The sequence below is a fragment of the Desulfolutivibrio sulfodismutans DSM 3696 genome (assembly GCF_013376455.1).
Taxonomy (GTDB): domain Bacteria; phylum Desulfobacterota; class Desulfovibrionia; order Desulfovibrionales; family Desulfovibrionaceae; genus Desulfolutivibrio; species Desulfolutivibrio sulfodismutans.
Genome location: NZ_CP045504.1, coordinates 3,764,008 through 3,784,147, shown reverse-complemented (window position 1 = coordinate 3,784,147; position 20,140 = coordinate 3,764,008). Strand labels below are relative to the sequence as shown.

Annotated in this window: 21 protein-coding genes; 14 read left to right on the top strand and 7 right to left on the bottom strand. The window is 63.1% G+C overall.

The window, feature by feature from the left end:
- The first annotated feature begins 137 nt into the window (after window positions 1–137).
- Together GD606_RS17320 and GD606_RS17315 are read left to right on the top strand one after the other, a co-directional pair.
- The gene (locus tag GD606_RS17320; RefSeq protein WP_163302245.1) at window positions 138–326 is read left to right on the top strand and encodes a type II toxin-antitoxin system HicA family toxin; all 189 of its coding nucleotides are present in this window, start codon (window positions 138–140) and stop codon (window positions 324–326) included.
- A gap of 49 nt (window positions 327–375) precedes the next feature.
- On the top strand, window positions 376–774 hold the full coding sequence (locus GD606_RS17315) for a type II toxin-antitoxin system HicB family antitoxin (protein ID WP_163302246.1): 399 nt from the start codon (window positions 376–378) through the stop codon (window positions 772–774).
- A gap of 239 nt (window positions 775–1,013) precedes the next feature.
- Here GD606_RS17315 and prxU read toward each other — a convergent pair whose 3' ends face one another.
- Complete coding sequence (prxU, locus tag GD606_RS20640; RefSeq protein ID WP_163302247.1) at window positions 1,014–1,736, bottom strand: thioredoxin-dependent peroxiredoxin; 723 nt, start codon at window positions 1,734–1,736, stop codon at window positions 1,014–1,016.
- Window positions 1,737–2,128: 392 nt separating this feature from the next.
- On the opposite strand from prxU, the gene GD606_RS17300 reads away from it, so the two are divergent.
- Together GD606_RS17300 and GD606_RS17295 are read left to right on the top strand one after the other, a co-directional pair.
- A complete protein-coding gene (locus GD606_RS17300) occupies window positions 2,129–2,758 on the top strand; it encodes a peroxiredoxin (RefSeq protein WP_163302248.1) in 630 nt (209 codons plus the stop codon).
- A 326-nt stretch (window positions 2,759–3,084) separates the two neighbouring features.
- Window positions 3,085–4,467: an MBL fold metallo-hydrolase gene (locus tag GD606_RS17295; protein ID WP_163302249.1), complete on the top strand. Its 1,383-nt coding sequence runs from the start codon at window positions 3,085–3,087 to the stop codon at window positions 4,465–4,467.
- Between the two features lie 237 nt (window positions 4,468–4,704).
- Here the strand turns inward: GD606_RS17295 and GD606_RS17290 are convergent, their stop codons facing one another.
- The 3 genes from GD606_RS17290 to GD606_RS17280 form a co-directional block, all read right to left on the bottom strand.
- Window positions 4,705–5,553: a hypothetical protein gene (locus GD606_RS17290; protein WP_163302250.1), complete on the bottom strand. Its 849-nt coding sequence runs from the start codon at window positions 5,551–5,553 to the stop codon at window positions 4,705–4,707.
- A 448-nt stretch (window positions 5,554–6,001) separates the two neighbouring features.
- Entirely contained in the window at window positions 6,002–6,538 is a 537-nt protein-coding gene (locus GD606_RS17285) for an HPP family protein (protein ID WP_163302251.1), read from the bottom strand.
- Between the two features lie 4 nt (window positions 6,539–6,542).
- Window positions 6,543–7,142, bottom strand: coding sequence for a CBS domain-containing protein (locus GD606_RS17280; protein WP_163302252.1), 600 nt, complete (start codon window positions 7,140–7,142; stop codon window positions 6,543–6,545).
- Between the two features lie 406 nt (window positions 7,143–7,548).
- Here GD606_RS17280 and nrfH point away from each other — a divergent pair, with 406 nt between their 5' ends.
- Window positions 7,549–8,010 carry a cytochrome c nitrite reductase small subunit gene (gene nrfH / locus GD606_RS17275; protein WP_163302253.1) on the top strand — a complete coding sequence of 154 codons (462 nt, stop codon included), beginning with the start codon at window positions 7,549–7,551 and terminating at the stop codon, window positions 8,008–8,010.
- Window positions 8,011–8,107: 97 nt separating this feature from the next.
- Complete coding sequence (locus GD606_RS17270; RefSeq protein ID WP_163302254.1) at window positions 8,108–9,574, top strand: ammonia-forming cytochrome c nitrite reductase subunit c552; 1,467 nt, start codon at window positions 8,108–8,110, stop codon at window positions 9,572–9,574.
- Window positions 9,575–9,733: 159 nt separating this feature from the next.
- Here GD606_RS17270 and GD606_RS17265 read toward each other — a convergent pair whose 3' ends face one another.
- Window positions 9,734–10,228, bottom strand: coding sequence for a PH domain-containing protein (locus tag GD606_RS17265; RefSeq protein ID WP_176629334.1), 495 nt, complete (start codon window positions 10,226–10,228; stop codon window positions 9,734–9,736).
- Between the two features lie 146 nt (window positions 10,229–10,374).
- On the opposite strand from GD606_RS17265, the gene GD606_RS17260 reads away from it, so the two are divergent.
- The 4 genes from GD606_RS17260 to GD606_RS17245 are packed head-to-tail and all read left to right on the top strand — an operon-like array spanning window position 10,375 to window position 13,271.
- Window positions 10,375–11,229: a DMT family transporter gene (locus GD606_RS17260; RefSeq protein WP_246298866.1), complete on the top strand. Its 855-nt coding sequence runs from the start codon at window positions 10,375–10,377 to the stop codon at window positions 11,227–11,229.
- A gap of 29 nt (window positions 11,230–11,258) precedes the next feature.
- On the top strand, window positions 11,259–11,570 hold the full coding sequence (locus tag GD606_RS17255) for a nucleotidyltransferase domain-containing protein (protein ID WP_163302257.1): 312 nt from the start codon (window positions 11,259–11,261) through the stop codon (window positions 11,568–11,570).
- Window positions 11,560–11,961: a HEPN domain-containing protein gene (locus tag GD606_RS17250; RefSeq protein WP_163302258.1), complete on the top strand. Its 402-nt coding sequence runs from the start codon at window positions 11,560–11,562 to the stop codon at window positions 11,959–11,961. The genes GD606_RS17255 and GD606_RS17250 overlap by 11 nt, the downstream gene beginning before the upstream one ends.
- 14 nt (window positions 11,962–11,975) lie before the next feature.
- On the top strand, window positions 11,976–13,271 hold the full coding sequence (locus GD606_RS17245) for a phenylacetate--CoA ligase family protein (RefSeq protein WP_163302259.1): 1,296 nt from the start codon (window positions 11,976–11,978) through the stop codon (window positions 13,269–13,271).
- A 107-nt stretch (window positions 13,272–13,378) separates the two neighbouring features.
- Here the strand turns inward: GD606_RS17245 and argC are convergent, their stop codons facing one another.
- Together argC and GD606_RS17235 are read right to left on the bottom strand one after the other, a co-directional pair.
- Window positions 13,379–14,431, bottom strand: coding sequence for an N-acetyl-gamma-glutamyl-phosphate reductase (argC, locus tag GD606_RS17240; protein ID WP_163302260.1), 1,053 nt, complete (start codon window positions 14,429–14,431; stop codon window positions 13,379–13,381).
- 15 nt (window positions 14,432–14,446) lie between these two features.
- Window positions 14,447–14,809 carry a DUF1844 domain-containing protein gene (locus tag GD606_RS17235; RefSeq protein WP_163302261.1) on the bottom strand — a complete coding sequence of 121 codons (363 nt, stop codon included), beginning with the start codon at window positions 14,807–14,809 and terminating at the stop codon, window positions 14,447–14,449.
- A 204-nt stretch (window positions 14,810–15,013) separates the two neighbouring features.
- On the opposite strand from GD606_RS17235, the gene pyk reads away from it, so the two are divergent.
- From pyk to GD606_RS17215, 4 genes are all read left to right on the top strand, one after another.
- Window positions 15,014–16,435, top strand: a complete 1,422-nt coding sequence (pyk, locus tag GD606_RS17230; RefSeq protein ID WP_163302262.1) for a pyruvate kinase — start codon at window positions 15,014–15,016, stop codon at window positions 16,433–16,435.
- A 418-nt stretch (window positions 16,436–16,853) separates the two neighbouring features.
- A complete protein-coding gene (locus GD606_RS17225) occupies window positions 16,854–18,017 on the top strand; it encodes a Fic family protein (RefSeq protein WP_163302263.1) in 1,164 nt (387 codons plus the stop codon).
- A 268-nt stretch (window positions 18,018–18,285) separates the two neighbouring features.
- Entirely contained in the window at window positions 18,286–18,732 is a 447-nt protein-coding gene (locus tag GD606_RS17220) for an NfeD family protein (RefSeq protein WP_163302264.1), read from the top strand.
- A 156-nt stretch (window positions 18,733–18,888) separates the two neighbouring features.
- Window positions 18,889–19,824 carry an SPFH domain-containing protein gene (locus GD606_RS17215; protein WP_163302265.1) on the top strand — a complete coding sequence of 312 codons (936 nt, stop codon included), beginning with the start codon at window positions 18,889–18,891 and terminating at the stop codon, window positions 19,822–19,824.
- Window positions 19,825–20,140: the final 316 nt, after the last annotated feature.

Genomic DNA, 20,140 nt, shown 5'->3' with positions numbered 1-20,140 from the left:
CCGGCCGTGTACTGCGGCCGGGACGCTTTTTTCGCATCTGGCGGCCTTGACCAGCCGCCCCACCGTGTGTATTTTATCGCCATACATTCACCAAGGGAAGAATGTCATGGTGGACCGGATCAACACGGATCGGTCGCATGGACAGTGATGAGGTTATCCGCCGCCTCCTGGCCGCCGGATGGCGCAAAGCCCGGGTCAAAGGTTCGCATTGGCATTTCCGGCACCCCGACATCCCGGGGCTGGTCACGGTACCGCATCCCAAAAAAGACTTGAAACCCAAAACCGTGCACAGCATCGAACGGCAGTCGGGCTTGAATCTGAAATAGCCCGCAGGGAGTTGTCTTTCGTCTGCGGCCTGTACCGCGAGGAATGAACATGTACTATCACGCCATCTTCGACCCTGATGACCGCGGCGGCTTCACCGTCACCTTTCCGGATCTGCCGGGCTGCATCACCGAGGGCGACGACGAACAGCAGGCCCTCACCATGGCCGCCGACGCCCTGGATGGCCACATCCAGACCCTGAAGGATCTGGGCATGCCCGTGCCGCCTCCCTCTCCTCACACGGCCATCCTGGAAAAGTCCCCTGCCGGCGCCATGGTCTTTCCCGTGCCCCTGGCCGCCTTTGAATCGCGCCAAAAACGCGTGAACATTACCATGGGCGAAGGCCTGCTGGCCCGGGTGGACCGGGCCGCCAGATCGGAAAGCATGACCCGCTCCGGGTTTCTGGCCGTCGCCGCGCGGTCGTATCTGAACCAGCTCACCTCGGCCTGATCTCAAGCCGGGCCATCCCGGTCGGCGTTTCGCATCGCCCCGCGCCGTTTTGAAAAAACATGGGCCCGGCCTCCCTCTTCCGGGGGGCCGGGCCCATGAAGCATACGCTGCGTCAGGCCGTGTCTGGCCGTGTCTGGCCGCGTCAGTGAAGCACAGGGCGGCGCACGTCACGCCAGACATCTCGCCTCTCCTGGCATCCTTCTCAAAACGCCCCGCGCCTGGCCGCTGCCGCGTCCGTCTCAGGCCAGTTTGACGTTCCACTTCTCCCAGACATGCCCCACCAGATCGGGACTCGGCGACAACACCGGCTTGCCCTTGGACCAGCCCGACGGCGTGGCGTTGGTCCCCTTGCTCTCCCGCACCAGCTGGAAGGCCTGGATCTGCCGGATGGTCTCGCTCACGTTGCGGCCCACGGGCGGGGCCAGCACCTCGAAGCCCTGCACGATGCCGTCGGGGTCGATCAAAAACCGCCCCCGGACATCCACGCCCGCGTCGGCGTCGTAGACCCCGTAGATCTCGCCCACCTTGCCCCCGGCGTCCGAGAGCATGGGGAACGGCACGGTCTTCGCCGTCACCATCTTGGAAATCTCATGCTCCACCCACATCTTGTGCACGAAGACGCTGTCCGTGCTCATGGACAGCACCTGGACGCCCAGGCTGGCGAACTCCGGATGCTTCTCGGCGACCGCCGAGATTTCCGTGGCTCAGACGAAGGTGAAGTCCCCCGGGTAGAAGCACAGGACGACCCATTTGCCGAGATATTCCGAAAGCCGCACCGAGACGAATCTGCCGTCCAGATACGCCGGGGCCGTGAAATCGGGCGCCGGTTTGCCGATGGAGATCATGCGCGTTCCTCCTTGCGGCGCCTGCGCCGCCGCATTCTCCGGCCCATCAGCCGGTTTCTGATCCGTGACCGCGCCGCCCGTGGGTCTGGCGCACCCGATGGCCGTTTCTTCTGGCATGAGATTCCTCCGGATGTTGATATATCAATTTGTCCGATGGGAAACGCCATGCACGATTGCATAGCCCAATTCATAGACCTTCCGGGAGGGGAATAGCAAGGTCGGCGTACTGAAGGGAACGCTCCCGACATCTGCGGAGGCCAGGCTCGAACCGCCCGTATCCTGCCACGCGCATCCATCCAAAATCACAAAACAAAATACTATCGGAAAAGAATTTTCACTTTTTTCTTGACGCCCCGGCCCTCTGAGCTTAAATAGGAATCGTTCCTAATTCGGAATGAAAACAAATTTCAACTCATTCCCAAGCCCGCACGCTCAAACCCCACGAGGGTGATGCATACCGGCGGGAATGGCCACCAAAAACCCCAAACCTTCCCACAAGGAGACACACTATGTTCCCCATCGGCAGCCCCTTTCCCGAAATCGAAGTCGTCACCACCCATGGAACCATGAAACTGCCCCAGGACATGAAGGGTAAATGGTTCGTGCTGTTCAGCCATCCGGCCGACTACACCCCCGTGTGCACCACGGAATTCGTGGCCTTCCAGAAACGGCTGGCCGAGTTCAAAAAGCTCAATTGCGAGCTCATCGGCCTGTCCATCGACCAGGTGTTTTCGCACATCAAATGGATGGAATGGATCAAGGAAAAGCTCGGCGTGGAGATCGAGTTCCCGGTCATCGCCGACGATTGCGGCAAGGTGGCCGAAACCCTGGGCATGATCCATCCGGCCAAGGGAACCAACACCGTGCGGGCCGTGTTCATCGTCGACCCCGCGGGCATGGTCCGCATCATCTTCTACTATCCCCAGGAACTGGGCCGCAACATGGACGAGATCCTGCGCGCCGTGAAAGGCATGCAGGTCTCCGACGAAAAGGGCGTGGCCATCCCCGCCGGTTGGCCCAACAACGAGCTCATCAAGGACCGGGTCATCGTGCCCCCGGCCAAGGACGTGGCCACGGCCAAAAAGCGCCCCACGGAATACGAATGCTTCGACTGGTGGTTCTGCCACAAGCCCCTGTAAAGCAGATATGACCCCAACCCCTTCCCGGCGCGGCCCTCTCACCTCCTGCCCCTTGCCGCGCCGGGAAGACCTTCGACCGGCTGCATATGGGCAGCACATGGTCAGGGGACGAGCCTGCGGCGGCCAAGGGGCCAAGCCCTTTACCTTCTCATGGCGGCCTGCGCATTGCCTCCCTGAAAAAGATGGATATGATCTCCGGAAACGCCACGCTCCCGTCGCGAGACGCGGGGACGTTTTTCGCAAGCGCGCCATGTCCCGCCTGGCGGCCGGGTGGCCGGGCCGGAAACCTTCGCCTCGCCAAACCGCATGAAAAGGACGGATACGCCATGTATTTCAAACAGATCGTCACCCCGGGCCTGGGTTGCTTCTCCTACATGATCGGCTGTCCCCGGGCCAAATCCGTGGCCGTGGTGGACCCCAAGCGGGATATCCGGGACTACCTGGACATCGCCCGGGACGAGGGCATGCGCATCACCCACGTCATCAACACCCACGTCCACGCCGACCACATAAGCGGCGACCAGGAGCTTCGGGCCGCAACCGGCGCGGACATCTACGTCCACGTCGACTCCCCGGTGACCTACGCCCACAAGGGCTTACGCGAAGGCGACGTGATTGAGATCGGCGCGGCCCGCATGGAGGTGCTCTTCACCCCCGGCCACACCCCGCAGTCCATTTCGCTCGTGGTCACGGACCTTGTGCGCTCGGCCGAGCCGGAGATGATCCTGACCGGCGACCTGCTCTTCGTGGGCGACATCGGCCGTCCGGACCTGCCCGGCAACCAGATCCTCGATGCCCAGGTGAGAAATCTCTACGACAGCCTCTACGTCAAGCTCGCCAACTATCCCGACCACATGGAGGTCTTCCCGGCCCACGGCCAGGGCTCCCTGTGCGGCCGGGGCATGAGCGCCAAGCAAAGCTCGACCCTTGGCTACGAACGCCGGGCCAACCCCATGCTGCGCTTTGCGGATTTCGAATCCTTCAAAAAAGAGGTCATGTCCGTCTTCCCCGTGCGCCCCAAAAGCTTCAGCCACATCATCGCCACCAACATGAAGGGCGCGAACCTCCTGGACGCCTGTCCCCTGGAGCGGTCGCTGACGCCTGAGCAGTTCGAGGAAGAGATGAAAAGCGGGGCCGTGGTCATCGACGTGCGCGAGGCCGCAGCCTTCGGCGGCATGCACATCCCGGGCAGCCTCAACATCGGCTTCGAGAAGCAGCTCGCCAACTGGGTGGGCATGGTAGTGGCCCCGGACGCGGACATCCTCCTGGTCACCCCGAACCGCGACGACTACGAACGCATGACCCTGGAGCTGCACCGCATCGGCTACGACCGGGTCATGGGCTACCTGCGCGACGGGGTCATGGGCTGGCTTTTGTCCGGGCGGCCCGTGGACCGGCTGGACCTGATCGCGCCGCGCGAACTGGCCGCTGGGCTGTCAAAAGGCGGCATCACCGTGCTCGACGTGCGCACCCCGGCGGAATGGGCCGCGGGGCATGTGCAGGGGGCCGTACATCTGCCGCTGACGGACATCATCGAAGGCAAAGCCCCGAAATTCCCCGTGGACGCCCCCCTGGCCACCCTGTGCGCCTCGGGATATCGCTCCAACATCGCGGCCAGCCTGTTGATCAAACAGGGCTTTACGAACGTCTCGTCCCTGGCCGGCGGCATCATGGCCTGGGGCAGCGCCGACCTGCCGGTGACGGCGTAGAGGGAGGGGGAGGGAAGCCTCCGGCGGCCCAAGGGGGCGCGTGCCCCCTTGGGAATCCCCGCAACGGGGGAACAGGCGCCCCACCCGCGTCACACCTCATGCGGGCGTGGGAAGTCGGCCGTACAAGAGGGTCTGGCAATCCGTGTGTATAGCTCGAACGAATTTTTCCGGCCGCCGACCGGGAACTGGCCGTCAGGCCTCGGCCGAAACGGCTTTCCGTCTGCGGCGGTCTGGGGTTCAGCCGTTGTGGAAAAAATCGTACCAGGCGGCCAGGACAAGCTGAAGGTGGGCATAGGTGAATTCCGGGCCGGGCGGGCCGTTGCGCCTGAGGTGCTCGTTGACCGCCGCAACGAAATCGAGCCTGCGCTGCTGCCCCTCGAAACGCTCGTACACCTTCTCGACGTATTTCACGATCCTGGGGGAAATGTCCGTGGTTTTATAGATGAAGGCAATGCCGTCCTTGGTGATGGACTTCTCGCCGAGCCGGTTCTCGATGTATTCGATGAGCTTGCTGTTCACGGTCTCGAAGGTGTCTTCGCCAATAATCGACGTTTCCAGCACGGCAAGAAAGGGCTTGCAGTATCGCCTGGGGAAAAAACCGCTGTCCGCTTCGTCGGTGGCGGAAATGCCGTGTTTGATCTCCACCGGATAGAAGAGGAACCGACCCAGGACATTGCGTATTTCATGGTTCGATTCGTCCAGCATCATGACGATTGCGTTGAGGTTCCCGGAGATGAAGGCGTACAGGCCTTCCCGGGTCTTGGCGTACACCTTCTCAAAGGCCATATTGGCCTTGTTTAAAAAGTCGTGATAGATGGTCAGCTTGGCGGCGGAGCACCCCTGGCAACTGATGCAGGCGTCCAGAATCCTCTTGATGTCGCTGGCGCCTGTGCTCAAAACCTTCTGGAACTGGATGTCCAGGCTGGTGTTCACCCGGGCGCAGAAGATGGCCTTGCGGCCCCGGTTGATCCGTTTCAGATCGGAGAGCAGCACCAGCGACAGCTTTTTCGCCGCCGTGTTCTCCATGTAATCGAAGAGATGGAAATAGATGTTCAGCCTGGTCTCGACGGTAAGGCTCCGATTCATTCGTGGAGCGCACTTCAAAAACAGCTTGTAATAGATATTGGCGACTTTCCGGGAGGCATCCGCAATGGCGAGGACGAAACCCTCGTGAAACGTATTATGAAATTTACTATACTTCATGGGTGAGACGATTGCATCGTGATCCAATGGCCATGCGGTATGCCGCTGCCCTCCGGGTCGTGGTTTGACGTTTACCCGTCAGGAAGCGCCCCAGTCCGATCCCCCCTGCCCTTAGCCTTCATATCCCGCATTGGCAACCCCGCCCGTCATCCTCCGCCCCTCTGCAGCACGCATCCTGACGCCCGGGACGACCGCTCCCGCCGTAGCCGCCACGGGCATGGCCACTCCCCGCGACGTGTACCCGCACCCCGCCTCCACCCGGATGCCGCGGACACGTCGCGCGGAGTCCTTGTCCCTCCCGACGCCGCCGCGTCCCTCACGAAACCGGGGCCTACCACCAGAATTCGGGATAGCGCCGGTTCTTGGGAATGTTGTTCACAATCAGGGCGACGAGCAGCAGCACTGTCGCGCCGAGCCCGGCCGGAACCAGCGCATAAAGATAGCCCAGGGCGTGGACGGAATCGCCGCCGATGACCGCAATCAGCGCCGTGGCCCCGCCTGGCGGATGCAGGGTCTTGGTCAGGTGCATGATCGCGATGGCCGAGGCCACGGCCAGGGCGGCGGCCAGCCAGACCACCTCGCCCAGGGCCTGCTGCGCCGCAACCCCCGCCAGGGCGGACAGCACATGGCCGAAAAGGACGTTTCGCGGCTGGGCCAGGGGGCTTTTGATCGCGCCGTAAACCAAAACGGCCGTGGCCCCGAAGGAGCCGATGAGCAGCCCCAACCCGGTCGCGTCCAGGAGTCCGGCGTGCAGAAACCCCACGGCCGCGATGCCGACAAACGCCCCGGCAAACGACCACGCCACCTCGCCCGCACCCACCCGGGGCGGGCTCTGGGTCGTGCCGCGCATCTTTCGGAAATAGTCCATGTTCCTACCTTTGCCCTTGCAGAGCCCGGACCAGATCGGTGCGGGTGACGATGCCCAGAGGACGGCCGTCCGCATCGCAGATGGGCAGGCGGTTGATGGATTTTTCCATAAAAAGGCTCGAGATATCCTCCGCCGTGATGTCCGCCGTCGCAGTGACCGCCGGGGCGGTCATGAACTCGGCCACGGTCAGGCCGCGCAGGTCCGTGACCAGACACCCCGGGGTTCCCAGGCAGCGGGAGACGATGCCCAAAAGCGACGGCGCGCCGCGTGCGCCCATGCGGCGCAGAAAGTCCTTCTCCGAAACCACGCCGCAGACCACGCCGCGCCCGTCCAGCACCGGCGCGCCGGTCACCCCTCGCCCGGCCAGGAACCGGGCCGCCTCGGAAGCGGCCATGTCCAGGCCCAGGCAATGGACCGGGCTGGTCATGATCTCCCGGGCCGTGGTGGTCCGGGCCAGACGGTCCCGGGCATGGGCATAGGCGAGTTCGTAAATCTCCCTGAAGTCGCCCGGGGTCACGTCCACATAGCCGTGCATGTCACGCATGGCCTGGAGGATGTCCTCCTCGGACATGCCCGGGGGACCGGTTGGAGCGTTTCTGGTCATGGCTGCCCCCTTTTACGCGCCAGGCGCGGTCTGTGCCGATTCTCCAGGCGGACAAGGCAACCCTGTCCGCCCGCTTCGGCATACCCGAACTGCCCGGCGCAAGGCCACCCCCTGCCCCGGCGAACGGAGTCCGTCGCGACGCCTGCCTCACCCCGGGACATGTCCACGCAATTCACACTCTTGTCGAATTCCTGGAAACGCCGCAGACCTCGCGATGCGTCAAGATACACGTATAACCGAATCAGACGGCGTGCCAGCCAATTTTGTACGCTCCGTTTGCATCCTTCCCGATCCATGCAAAAAAAAGCATGACAAAACTAAACTATTTTCGTAGAGAATAAAACAAGATCCGTCCTCCGAGGTATCCAGCCGTCGCAGGGCGGCCAACCACAACAAAGGCGCTTCCATGGCCCGAACCTTCAGGAATCGGCTGGGGTACTTGGCCGTGGCCGTCGTGATCGCGGCGGCAGGCGGCTTTTTCGTCATGTTCGGCCCGCCGGGGCTCATGGCCAAGACCGAAACTCCCGATTTCTGCGCCTCCTGCCATGTCATGGAGGCCCAATACGAGGCCTGGTTCCACGCCGGGGCCCACCGCTCGATCAAATGCGTGGACTGTCATCTGCCCCACGGCAACGTGGCCATCTACTATACCTGGAAGTCCATCGACGGCATGAAGGATGTCGTGGTCTTCCATTCCGGCCGGGTTCCCGAGAACATCACCGCCTCGAGCCACGCCAAGGCCACGATCCAGGGCAACTGCATCCGCTGCCACACCGAGCGGGTTTTCAAGATCGACATGGAGCGAAACTGCTGGGACTGCCACCGGCAATTGCAACACAGGCTGACGGGCATCCGCCAGACCATCTGACGGATACGGCATATTCTGCCTTTCCTGGCCACGGCGGCGGGGACCACGGTGTTCTCCCGGCAGCCAAACAGACTTTTACGACAGTGAGGAGGGGGTTATGTTCAAAGGGGCGCTGACGGTGGCGACGACAGCTCTTCTGACGGTCTTTTTGTTCGGAGCGACGGGGTGTGAGCCGCCCAAACCCGAGCCGGTCAAGACCGTGACCATTCCCGACGGCGAGATCGACCCCGCCATCTGGGGCAAGGCCTATCCCGAGGAGTACGAGTCCTGGAAAAAGACCGAGGAGCCGGTCAAAACCCGGCTCAGCAAATACAAGACCGGCATGGACGGCGGCGCGGTCAGCGTGGACAAGCTCTCGGAGTTCCCCTACATGGCCCTGCTTTTTAACGGCTGGGGATTTGGCGTGGAGTACAACGAACCGCGCGGCCACGCCTACATGATCCGCGACCAGCTTGAGATCGACGCCTCGCGCTTAAAGTCCGGCGGCGTGTGCTTAAGCTGCAAGACCCCCTACGCCCCGGGCCTGCAAAAAAAGCTCGGCACGGACTACTACAAGCTGCCCTTCAAGCAGGTCTTGGACATGATTCCGGAAAAAGACCGGACCCTCGGCGTGGCCTGTATCGACTGCCACGACAACAAGGACATGTCGCTCAAGATCTCCCGGGGATTCACCCTGGTCGAGGGCCTAAAGACCATGGGCGCGGACCCGGCCACCCTGACCCGGCAGCAGATGCGCACCGTGGTCTGCGCCCAGTGCCACGTGACCTACAACATCCCCAAGGACAAGGAAAACAAGTCCGTCGGCCTGTATTTTCCCTGGCAGGGCAGCACGTTTGGCAACATCACCATCGAAAACATCATCAAGCAGATCCGCTCCGACGACTCGGTGCGGGAATGGAAGCAGACCGTGACCGGCTTCAAGATGGGGTTCATCCGCCATCCGGAGTTCGAATTTTTCACCCAGAACAGCGTCCACTACAAGGCCGGGGCCTCCTGCGCCGACTGCCACATGCCCTATACCAAGGCCGGGGTCTACAAGATCTCCGACCACCGGGTCATGAGCCCGGTGCAAAACGAGATGCGGGCCTGCATCCAGTGCCACGCCGAAAGCACCGACTGGCTCAAGGAACGCGTTTTCACCATCCAGGACCGCACGGCCTCGCTCATGATCCGGGCGGGCTACGCCACGGCCACCGTGGCCAAGCTGTTCGAGACCATCCACAAGGCCAAAGAGGCCGGCAAGACCATCAACGAGGAATTCTACGCCAAGGCCAGGGACTATTACGAGGAGGCCTTCTACCGCTCCTTGTTCATGGGCGCAGAAAACTCCATCGGCTTCCACAACCCCACCGAGGGCCTGCGCATCCTGGGCGACGCCGTGGCCTTCGCCTCCAAGGCCGAGGGACTGCAGCGCCAACTGCTGGCCCAGGCCGGGGTGGAGGCGCCGCTGGTCATCGACCTGGAACTGCTCAAGTACCTGGAGGACCGGGGCGACAAGAAGCTCAAGTTCAACCCGGCCATCGAATTCAAGGATCCCTCCGGGGTCCAGGACCGCTTCAAGTAGGGCGCGTCCGCATCGGATCATGATCCAGACGGGGAGGGGACAGGCGTCTCCTCCCCGTTTTTTCGTGCTTCAGGAAGGCCTCGTTTTCTGTACCTGGACGGCCCTCACCTGACGCCGCCCCCGGCTTGCGACAACACGATGCGTCGCGAGGCGGTCCGGCTAGATATTTTCCCTGACCGGCGGCAAAGCAGCGCCTTCCCGGCGAAGCGCCTCCAGAAACCCCCGGGGATCGGCCACCGTGGCCATGAAGACATACCCCTGGCGCGTGGGCACATAGACCGCCTCGCCCGGCGCGGTCAAAAAGACAAGCCCCTTGCCGCCTCCTTTGATCTTCCACCATCCGGCCCGAAGCACGCCGAGATTCACGCCGTTTCGTTTCCAGGACAGCCGGGCCTCGGGGTCCGTGGCCGGGTCCACGACGCGGGCCGCCGCCAGATCCAGGTCGGCCAGGGGGATGGTCCGGCCGTAGGGCCAGGCCCGGATGGTCAGCGCGCCGCTGCCGACGGCGAAGGTGGCCTGGGACACGCTCGCCGTCAGGTGACGGACGAAAAACAATGTCGCCAGAAGCAGCCCGATGATCCCGGCGAAAATCAGATTGAGCCACCACATCCGGAGCGTGGTCGGAACCACCGCGAACACCTGTTCCTCGATCATGCCCTTCCTCTCTTCCCTGGCCGACATGGCGGGGCGAAATGTCCTTCGCGCCTGCGGCCGGGGGCGGGTCTTTCGCGGCCCCGCCAGGTATTCCCCGCTTCCCTTTTATCCGGTTTGGGGACACAAGTCCCCCCATGACATGGGTTATGCTCATGATATCGGCCGCCTTTCTCCAGGCCGCCAAGGACGCCTTCCTGAAACGGGCCATGGCCGGGATGGACGTGCTGGTGGCCACCTGGAGCTATTGCCTGGTGACCTCGGTCCTTCTGGCCGGGATGCTGTTCTCCTCCGGATTTCCCCCGGTGGGGGCCAGATTTTGGTGGCTGGTCACCGTAAGCGGCGTGTTCGGGGGCCTCAACCTCGTGCTCTACATCACGGCGGTCAAGGCCTCGGACCTGTCGCTGACGCTGCCCATGCTGGCCCTGTCGCCGCTTTTCATGCTCATCACCAGCCCGCTGATGATCGGCGAATTTCCCGATCCGGCGGGACTCTTCGGCATCGTGCTCATCGTGGCCGGATCGTATGCCCTCAACCTCAGACGTTTCGCCGACGGCTTTTTCGCCCCTTTCAAGGCTCTTCTCGACCAAAAGGGGCCGCGGCTCATGCTTTTGGTGTCGTTTTTATGGAGCCTTTTCGCCAACGTGGACCGCATGGGCCTCGATGTCTCCGCGCCCATCCCCTGGGTGTTCTCCACCTATTTCGCCACCACGGTCTTTCTCACGCCCCTTGTCCTGTGGCGCGCGGCTGCGCCCTTTTCCCAGGTGCGTCGCCATCCCCGGGAGATTCTTGCCGCCGGACTTTTCGAGGCCGTGTCCCTGGCCTTCCAGATGTACGCCCTGACCATGACCCTGGTGGCCTACGTCATCGCGGTCAAACGCTTAAGCGCCGTGTTCGGGGTGCTCATCGGGGCCTTGATCTTCAAGGAGTCCGGTCTGGCCGAGCGGCTTTTCGGCGCGGCGCTCATGGTGGCGGGAGTTTTTTTTATCGCGCTTTTGGGGTAGGCTGCCTGACCGTCCCACGGAGGCCTGATATGGTCCGTCTCGCCGCTGACGACAAAATGCGCCTTGTCGATGAACTCGTTGCCTGCCTCAGGCGCGAGCAGGAGATCGTCCGCATCGTGATCTTCGGGTCGTTTGTGCAAAGCGACGCCCCACACGACATGGATGTGGCCATTTTCCAGGACAGCGCGGAAAACTATCTCCCCCTGGTCATGAAATACCGGGAAAAGACCCGGCGCATCGCCGACGACATCGCCCTGGACATCATCCCCATTCGCCCGAACGCGCCCCGGACCTCCTTTCTCGCGGAAATCGAACGGGGAAACACCGTCTATGAACGATGACGTCCAGGTCTGGCTCCAGTATGCCGCAGACAATCTCCAGGCAGGCCGTCTCCTCCTGGAGAATGGACTTTTCAATCCCTGTCTGCAAAATGCCCAGCAAGCCGCCGAAAAAACCCTCAACGCCTGTCTTTTGCATCTCGGCCAGGACGTGGAGCGGACTCACGGTATCGGAACATTGGCACGGAAAGCCAAGCTGCTTTGTACGCTCGACATCTCCCATGAGCAGTGCGACCTCCTTGACTCCATTTACATTCCGTCAAAATATCCCGTCTACTCGGTGCTACCCGACTTCGTTCCCGATGCGGATATCTGCCGGACGTGCATCGATATCGCGGATGGCCTCTTCCAGCAGACCCAGAACCGTGTACGGCTCTCGCCGCGCATTTCGTAAACGTGAGGAGTGACATGTCCGCACAGTATCGTTTTCTCCCCAATCTCACCCCGGAAGTCATCGCCGCCGTCCAGACCGAGGGCCTCAACTGGACCCTGCGCCACGCCTATGCCGGCAACCCCGGCTACCGCGAACGCCTGGCCGGGGCCGGATACGATCCGGGCCAGACCGTCAGCCTGCAGGACTTGACCCGCATCCCGGTGACCACCGTGGACGAGCTGCGCACGGGCTATCCCCTGCCCCTTCTGTCCGTGCCCGAATCCGAGGTGGTGCGCATCCACGCCTCCAGCGGCACCACGGGCAAGCGCAAAATCCTGGCCTACACCCAAAACGACATCGACACCTGGAAGGACATGTTCGCCCGCTGCTACGAGCTGGCCGGGCTGACCCCGCTGGACCGGGTGCAGATCGCCGTGGGCTACGGCCTGTGGACCGCCGGGGCCGGGTTCCAGCTCGGCTGCGAACGCTTCGGGGCCATGTGCGTGCCCATCGGCCCGGGCAACATGGAAATCCATCTCCAGCTCCTGGAAGACCTTAAGACCACCTGCCTGTGTTCCACGGCCTCCATGGCCCTGCTTCTGGCCGAAGAGGTGGCCAAGCACAACCTCAGGAAGAAAATCTCCCTGAAAAAGGCCATCTTCGGGGCCGAGACCCACACCCCGAAGATGCGGGCCCGCTTTGAAGACTGGCTGGGCCTTGAGGACAGCTTCGACATCTCGGGCATGACCGAGCTCTACGGCCCGGGCGCGGGCCTGGAGTGCGCCGCCCATGCGGGCATCCACTACTGGGCGGACCTGTACATCCTGGAGGTGCTCGATCCCGAGACGCTTTTGCCCGTGGCCCCGGGCGAGGTGGGGGAAATCGTGGTCACCACGCTCAAAAAAGAGGCCGCGCCGCTTATCCGCTACCGCACCCGCGACCTGACGCGGCTGATCCCGGGCGAGTGTCCCTGCGGCCTGGCCGTGCCGCGCCACGACCGGATCCTTGGCCGTTCCGACGACATGTTCATCTTCCGGGGCGTGAACATCTACCCCGGCCAGATCGCGGCGGTGCTGGAGGCCTTCCCGGAGCTTGGCTCGGAGTTTCAGATCCGGCTGACGCGCAAGGACGGCCGGGACCAGATGCTGGTCAAGATCGAACGCAAGATCGGGGTTCCGGCGGACATGGACCAGAACCTGTCCGAGTCGGTGTCCGTGGAGATGCGCAAGCACCTTCTGGCCAGGGGCTGGGTGGAGATCGTGGCCCCCGGCGAGCTGCCGCGCTCCTTCGGCAAGACCAAGCGGCTTATCGACGACCGCGACGCACAGTAGCGGCCACGCCCCACAAAACGACGAAGCCCCCGGAGCGACGGACGCGCCGGGGGCTTTTTTGCGCATGGGACAACCATCCAACACCCAAAAAATGCGAACCGCCTCCCCTATGGCACAAGCGGGGCCAGATCGAGCCCGGCCTCGACCGGCAGCCCGAGCATCAGGTTGGCGCAGGCCAGGGCCTGTCCCGACGCGCCCCGGCACAGGTTGTCGATGGCCGTGACCACGATGAGGCGACCCGTGCGGCCGTCCAGCACAAGACCCATGTCGCAGAACATGGTTCCGCGCACGAACCGCGTTTCCGGCAGCCTTCCCTTGGGCAGAACCCGCACCCACGGGCACTGGGCATAGTGGGTGGTGTAGACGTTGTGCACGTCGTCCAGGGTCAGGGATTTGACCGGCTTGGTATAGATGGTGGACAAAATGCCCCGGTCGACGGGCAGCAGATGCGGATTAAACGACACCATCATGTCCGTGCCCGCGATCTTCGACAACTCCTGCTCGATCTCCGGGGTATGGCGATGCTTGCCCAGGTTGTAGGCCCGAAACGTGTCGTGGACCTCGCAAAAAAGCATGCCCACCTGGGACTTGCGCCCGGCCCCGCTGGCCCCGGACTTGCTGTCGGCCACGATGCCGTCGGTCTCGATCAGGCCCTTGGCCAGGGCCGGGGCCAGGCCGAGGATGACCGAGGTGGGATAGCAGCCCGGGTTGGCCACCAGGGTGGCCTCCTTGATCCTGCCCGCGTTGAACTCGGGCAGCCCATAGACCGCCTGCTCCAGAAGCTCGGGATGGCGATGCTCCACCCCGTACCAGGATTCGTAGACGCCCGGGTCGGTCAGGCGGAAATCGGCGCTTAAGTCCACAACCTTGAGCCCTGCCCCCAAAAGCTCGGCGGCGTAGCCCATGGCCGCCCCGTGGGGCACGGCCAGAAACACCAGGCGGCAGGCGCCGGACAGGGCGGCCGCATCGGGTTCCGTGACGGACAGCTCGCCGATGCCCAGGCCCTGCAGGTACGGATACAGCTCCACCAGGGTCTTCCCGGCCTCGGCCCGGGACGTGGCCCGCACCAGCTCCAGGGCCGGGTGCCGGGCCAGGAGCCGGACCAGCTCCATGCCGGTATATCCGGTGACGCCGATCAATCCGACGGGAATCTTGCTCATGTCATGGTCTCCGGATCAGCCGTTTTTTTTGACGTAGGACAGCCGCAGCTGACACAAAAGCTCGGCCAGAAGCTTGGCCTCCTCGTCGGTGGCGTTCGCCCGGGTCTTGCATTGCAGCATGGCCAGGATGTCGATGGTGTGTTTGGCCAGGGGCAGGTTCTGCATGTACTGCCCGGTCTCGGGCTCGGGGGATTCCCCAAGCTGGACCATGGCCGAGGCCGCCAGGGACAACAAAAATGTGGAAAAGGCCACGGGCGGATAACAGGGCTCGTCCTTGTGCGGCGGCGCGGCCTGTCCGTCCTTGCAAGCGCCGGTCCCGCCCGCCTCCGGCCCTGCGGCCCGGCGATCCGTGGCCTTGAAATCCTGGTTGTCGCTCATTGGGAAGTCTCCTTGCGCGCGTGGTCCGCTCGGGGGGGGTTGTCCCCTGCCGCGTCTGGCCGTATGACGACAATACGGCGTCACCATACGGCAACGCATGCCGGATATGCATACCCGAATCGGGGTTGGGTTGCATCCGGTTTTTTCCCGCCGCGAATGGCGCGGACGGGACGAATTGGGCCTACCCCCACAGGGAGCGACTGCATGCAGACCAAAATCGTAGCCACGCTTGGCCCCGCGTCCATGCATCCGGAGACCATGCGCCAGATGGTCGCGGCCGGGGTGCGCATCTTCCGCCTGAATTTTTCCCATTCCGACGCGGCCTACTTCATCCCGGCCATCAAGACCATCCGGGAGATCGAGGGCGAGATGGGCATTCCGCTCACGGCCCTTGGCGACCTGTGCGGCCCCAAAATCCGCATCGGCGAGGTGGAAGGCTCCCCCAAACAGGTGAACAAGGGCGAATACCTGCACCTGGGCCTGCCCGACGAACGCCCGGCGGGCGGCGAACTGTCCTATGTGAGCCTGGACATTCCGGAACTTCTGGCCGGGCTCGACGTGGGCATGCCGGTAAATTTGAGCGACGGGCTGTTGCAATTCAAGGTGGCCAAGGTGGTCAAGGCCGACCGGCTCTTTGAACTCGAGGCCCAGAACGCCGGTTTTCTGTCCTCCCACAAGGGCATCGCCTTCCCCGGCAAGCACCACCCCATGCCCGCCCTGACCGCCAAAGACATCAAAGACCTGCACGAGGGCATCGACGTGGGCATCGACGCCGTGGCCCTGTCGTTCGTGCAAAGCGCCAACGACGTGGCCGACGTCAAGGAGCACATCAAGGCCCACGGCGCCTGGATTCCGGTGGTGGCCAAGCTCGAGCGGCAAAACGCCGTGGAGAACCTGGACGACATCTTAAAAATCACCGACGTGGTCATGGTGGCCCGGGGCGACCTGGGCCTGGAATGCCCCATCCCGGAGCTGCCCATCATCCAGAAGAAGATCATCCGGGCCTGCCGCCACGCCCAGAAGCCGGTCATCGTGGCCACCCAGATGCTTCTGTCCATGGTCCACAACCCCATCCCCACCCGGGCCGAGAGCACGGACGTGGCCAACGCCATCCTGGACGGGGCCGATTGCGTGATGCTCTCCGAGGAGACGGCCATCGGCGACTATCCGGTGGAGACGGTGAAGGTCATGCGCCAGATCTCGGATGAGGCCTTACGCTACTACCTGGAGCGCATCGAAGGGCCGTTCGCGCCCAAAAAGGAGCGCAACCCGGCCAAGTACCTGGCCTACGCGGCGAGTCTCTTGGCCACCAACGTGGATGCCCCGGCGCTGATCAGCCACACGGTCAGCGGCGACACGGCCAGGATTTTGTCGTCGCGGCGTCCGGCCCAGCCCATCTACGCCCTGACCCCGGACACCCGGGTGCTTAGGGCCTTAAACTTCGCCTGGGGGGTGAAGCCCCGGCTGATCACCGGCGACGACCGGCGGCATATGGACCGGGTGGAGGAATATGTGGAGGCCAATCCGGATTTCAAGGCGGGCGAGCCGGTGGTGATCACCGCCGGACGGCCCACCCCGGGCAATCCCAGCTCCGGCACCAACGAGATCAAGATTTATTACAAATAACAGGCGGCACGAGGGAACGGGGCGCGGACGAGAGGTTCGCGCCCCGGTGTTGCTTTTTGGGGACACCCCCATGCCGCAGGCTCCCCACGCCGCCCGCCAGGTGTGGACGGTGGGGCGACCGGTCGGACAGGCGGAACCGCAAAACCGCCACTCCCGTCCATCAGCCCATCTTGCCGGTCACATGCAGCCATGATTCCTCTTTCATGCCGTTCCCCGGCATGCTATGGATTCAGGAACCGGCCAGAGAACCGGCCAGTAAAATCAGGGAAACGGCCTTCAGCCTAACAAATCCGCCAATAAAACCGGACAACGAACCGGCCAGAAATGGTGCCGCACCACCATGCCCACCCCGCTTTCCTCCCCTCGTCCCCTGAGTCCGATCCTACCCGGGCGGGACACCATTGGTGTCCTCAAGGACATGGCCCAGGAAGTGGCCACCAGTTCGGCTGCGCTGGAAGGCGGCATCGCCATTGAGACCGCCCGGGGGCTTGGAGACCGGCTCCGGCTCCTGAACAGCTACTATTCCAACCTCATTGAAGGCCACAAGACCACGCTTCCGGAAATCGAGCGTGCCTTGGCGCGCGATTTCGTAGAGGCCCCCGGCAGACGCTATGCGCAGGAATTATGCGCAGCCCATGTTATGGTCGAAAGAGAGCTCATGGATGAACTCCAAAGCCATCCATATCTCCACGTCTGCACGGCGGAATACATCAAAGGCATCCACCGCAGGATATACGGGCATCTTCCCGATGCCCACCAGTATACCCACCACTCCGGGGGCTTCACGGATATCGCAGTCAGCCCAGGCGAACTCCGTGACATGGACGTGTCCGTCGACGGCCGGACGCCGCACGGTCCTCCTGCCTCCGAACTTCCGAACCTCATGGAGGCCTTTGCCGAGGCATTCGCCCCGCATGTCTTTCACGGCGACGAACGATTGATTGCCGCTGCAGTGAGTCACCATCGCCTGACGTGGCTGCATCCCTTCCGCGACGGCAATGGACGTCTGGCTAGGCTTCATACCGGAATATATCTGGTGCGGGGCAAGGTCAACCAAGCCAATCTCTGGTCCCTGGCCCGGGGTTTTTCCCGAAACAAGATCGGGTACATGATCAATCTGCAGGCAACCGACAGCCCTGGCCGACCGGACAATGACAATTTTTTTGACGAACCGCTCACGGCCGATTTTTGCAGATTTTTCTTTGAAATCTGTCTGGACCAGATCGGATTCATGCGGGGATTGCTCAAACTGGACGATGTCGAGCACCGCATCGAATGGCTTGTGGCATCCTTGAAAAAAAGTACCATGCCATTCCTCGCTCCCGAGGCATCCAGACTTCTGCGCGCCGTATTCAGACAGGGGGCAGTCATCCGAGGCAAGGCACCGGAAATCGTGGGAAAATCCGAACGAACGACCAGGCGGACGGTCATCTCCCCATTGATCGAATCCGGGCTCCTCGTTTCCGCCTCGCACCGGGCTCCGCTTTGCATGGGGTTTCCCATGGCGGCACTGCCCTACCTTTTTCCCGGGCTCTTCGACCCAACAGTTGTCGGGGAGGAATATCGAGAACTCATCGTGTGAGATCACGAATGGAAAAGCCGCGTGCAGTGAGGAGGCCTGAATGCCGGATGCTCTGACGCGCGCCCGGGTGAAAGATTCTTCTCCACCCGCCGTACCGGTCCTCTTTCGCCATGTGCGGCCGCCCCAGGGCGCCGTCTCCCGTCTGAGAAACGGCCGATCCCGTCCCGATCACCGCTTTTTCCCACCGCCCTTGTCGGCGGCCTCCGTTTCGTATACTGTTCCCAGGTAATCCCCGGACTCCTGTTCAAAACGGCAACCCGGAGCGTCTATGCCTTCCGCCCCCCTGGTCTGGTTTCTCATCGGCGTGGTGTTTCTCTTCGCCGAACTGGCGATGCCAGGACTCATCCTCATCTTTTTCTGCTTCGGCAGTTGGATCGCGGCGATCGCCCTTCTGGTCGCGGACGTGTCCGTGCAGTTGCAACTCGTGATTTTCCTGGTGGCCTCGCTGGTTTTGCTGTTCACGCTGCGCAGGGTGTTCATGCGCACCTTCGGGGGACGCCTCAAGGACGGCGCGGACAAGGAACTGTCCGACCGGGCCGTGGGCCGCCAGGCCCTGGTCACCACGGCCATCCGCCCGGCGGCGCCTGGAGAAATCAAGTTTCGCGGCAGTTTCTGGCGGGCGGCCGCCGATGTGGAGATCTCCGAAGGGGCCACGGTGGTCATCGAGGGTCCGGGCTCCGACGACGGCCTGACGTTTCGGGTGCGGCCCCTGTAGCGGCCTGCCCGTGAGGTTCCGGTTTTTCCCGCTTGCCGTACGGCGTCATGTGAGCGCCTTTTTGCCTGTGTAAGAACTGCCGACGTCTTTCCCAGGGACGCAACGCGCCCCCGGCCCGCACGCCGCGCCGGGACGCGCCACACCAAGGAGCCTTCCATGTTCAGCGACTCCGTCATCATGCTGCTCGTCCTGGCCATCGTGGTCATCATCTTGTTCGTCAAGACCGCCGTGGTGGTGCCCCAGCGTTCCGAATACGTGGTGGAGCGCCTTGGCAAATACCACAACACCATGGGGGCCGGGTTCCACATCCTGATCCCCTTCCTGGACAAGATCACCTACCGCCGGTCGCTCAAGGAGGAGGTCATGGACATCCCCTCCCAGACCTGCATCACCAGGGACAACGTGGCCGTAGGCATCGACGGGGTGCTCTACATCCAGGTCGTCGACGCCAAACTATCGGCCTACGGCATTGAAAATTACTACGTGGCCGCTTCGCAACTGGCCCAGACCTCCCTGCGCTCGGCCATCGGCAAGATCGACCTGGACAAGACCTTCGAGGAACGGGAGACCATCAACCGGCAGGTCATCGAGGCCGTGGACGAGGCGGCCCAGAACTGGGGCATCAAGGTGCTGCGCTACGAAATCAAGGACATCGCGCCCCCGGCCTCGGTCATGGAGGCCATGGAACGCCAGATGAAGGCCGAACGCGAGAAGCGGGCCGAAATCGCCACCTCCGAGGGCGACCGTCAGGCCCGCATCAACCGGGCCGAGGGCATGCGCCAGGAGGCCATCTCCGTGTCCGAGGGCGAAAAGCAGAAACGCATCAACGAGGCCGAGGGTCGTTCCCGGGAGATTGAACTCCTGGCCCAGGCCACGGCCCAGGGCCTTCAGGCCGTGGCGGCGGCCCTGGCCTCCGACGGCGGGGTGACGGCCGCCAACCTGCGGGTGGCGGAGAAGTATCTGTCCGAATTCGGCAACCTGGCCAAGGCCGGAAACACCATGATCCTTCCCGCCAATTTGGCGGACATCGCCGGGATCGTGGGTACGGCCATGACGGTCATGCAGGACGTGGGCGTGAAAAAGGCCGGATGACGGCCCAAGCCCCGCCTGCCCGGCCGTACGCGCCAGGCTGCGGCGTTCTCGGAGAAACCGGTCCCGGAGCAAAGGGCCTTGCCTTGCGCGGCAAGGCCCTCAAAACGATGCAAAGCCCCTGACGGGACTTTGCGCCGCCGACGGCGGCCTGCCGCCGGGCGGAAAGGCACGAAAATCACTCGCTTACGGCGCGGCTGCGCCGCGACCTGCGCATGATTTTCGCGGCTGCTGACTTCGTCGACAGCCTCTGGGCCTTGCCTTGCGCGGCAAGGCCCTCTATCCTGACTTCATAAAAGCATAGGACCGCTCTCCGTAC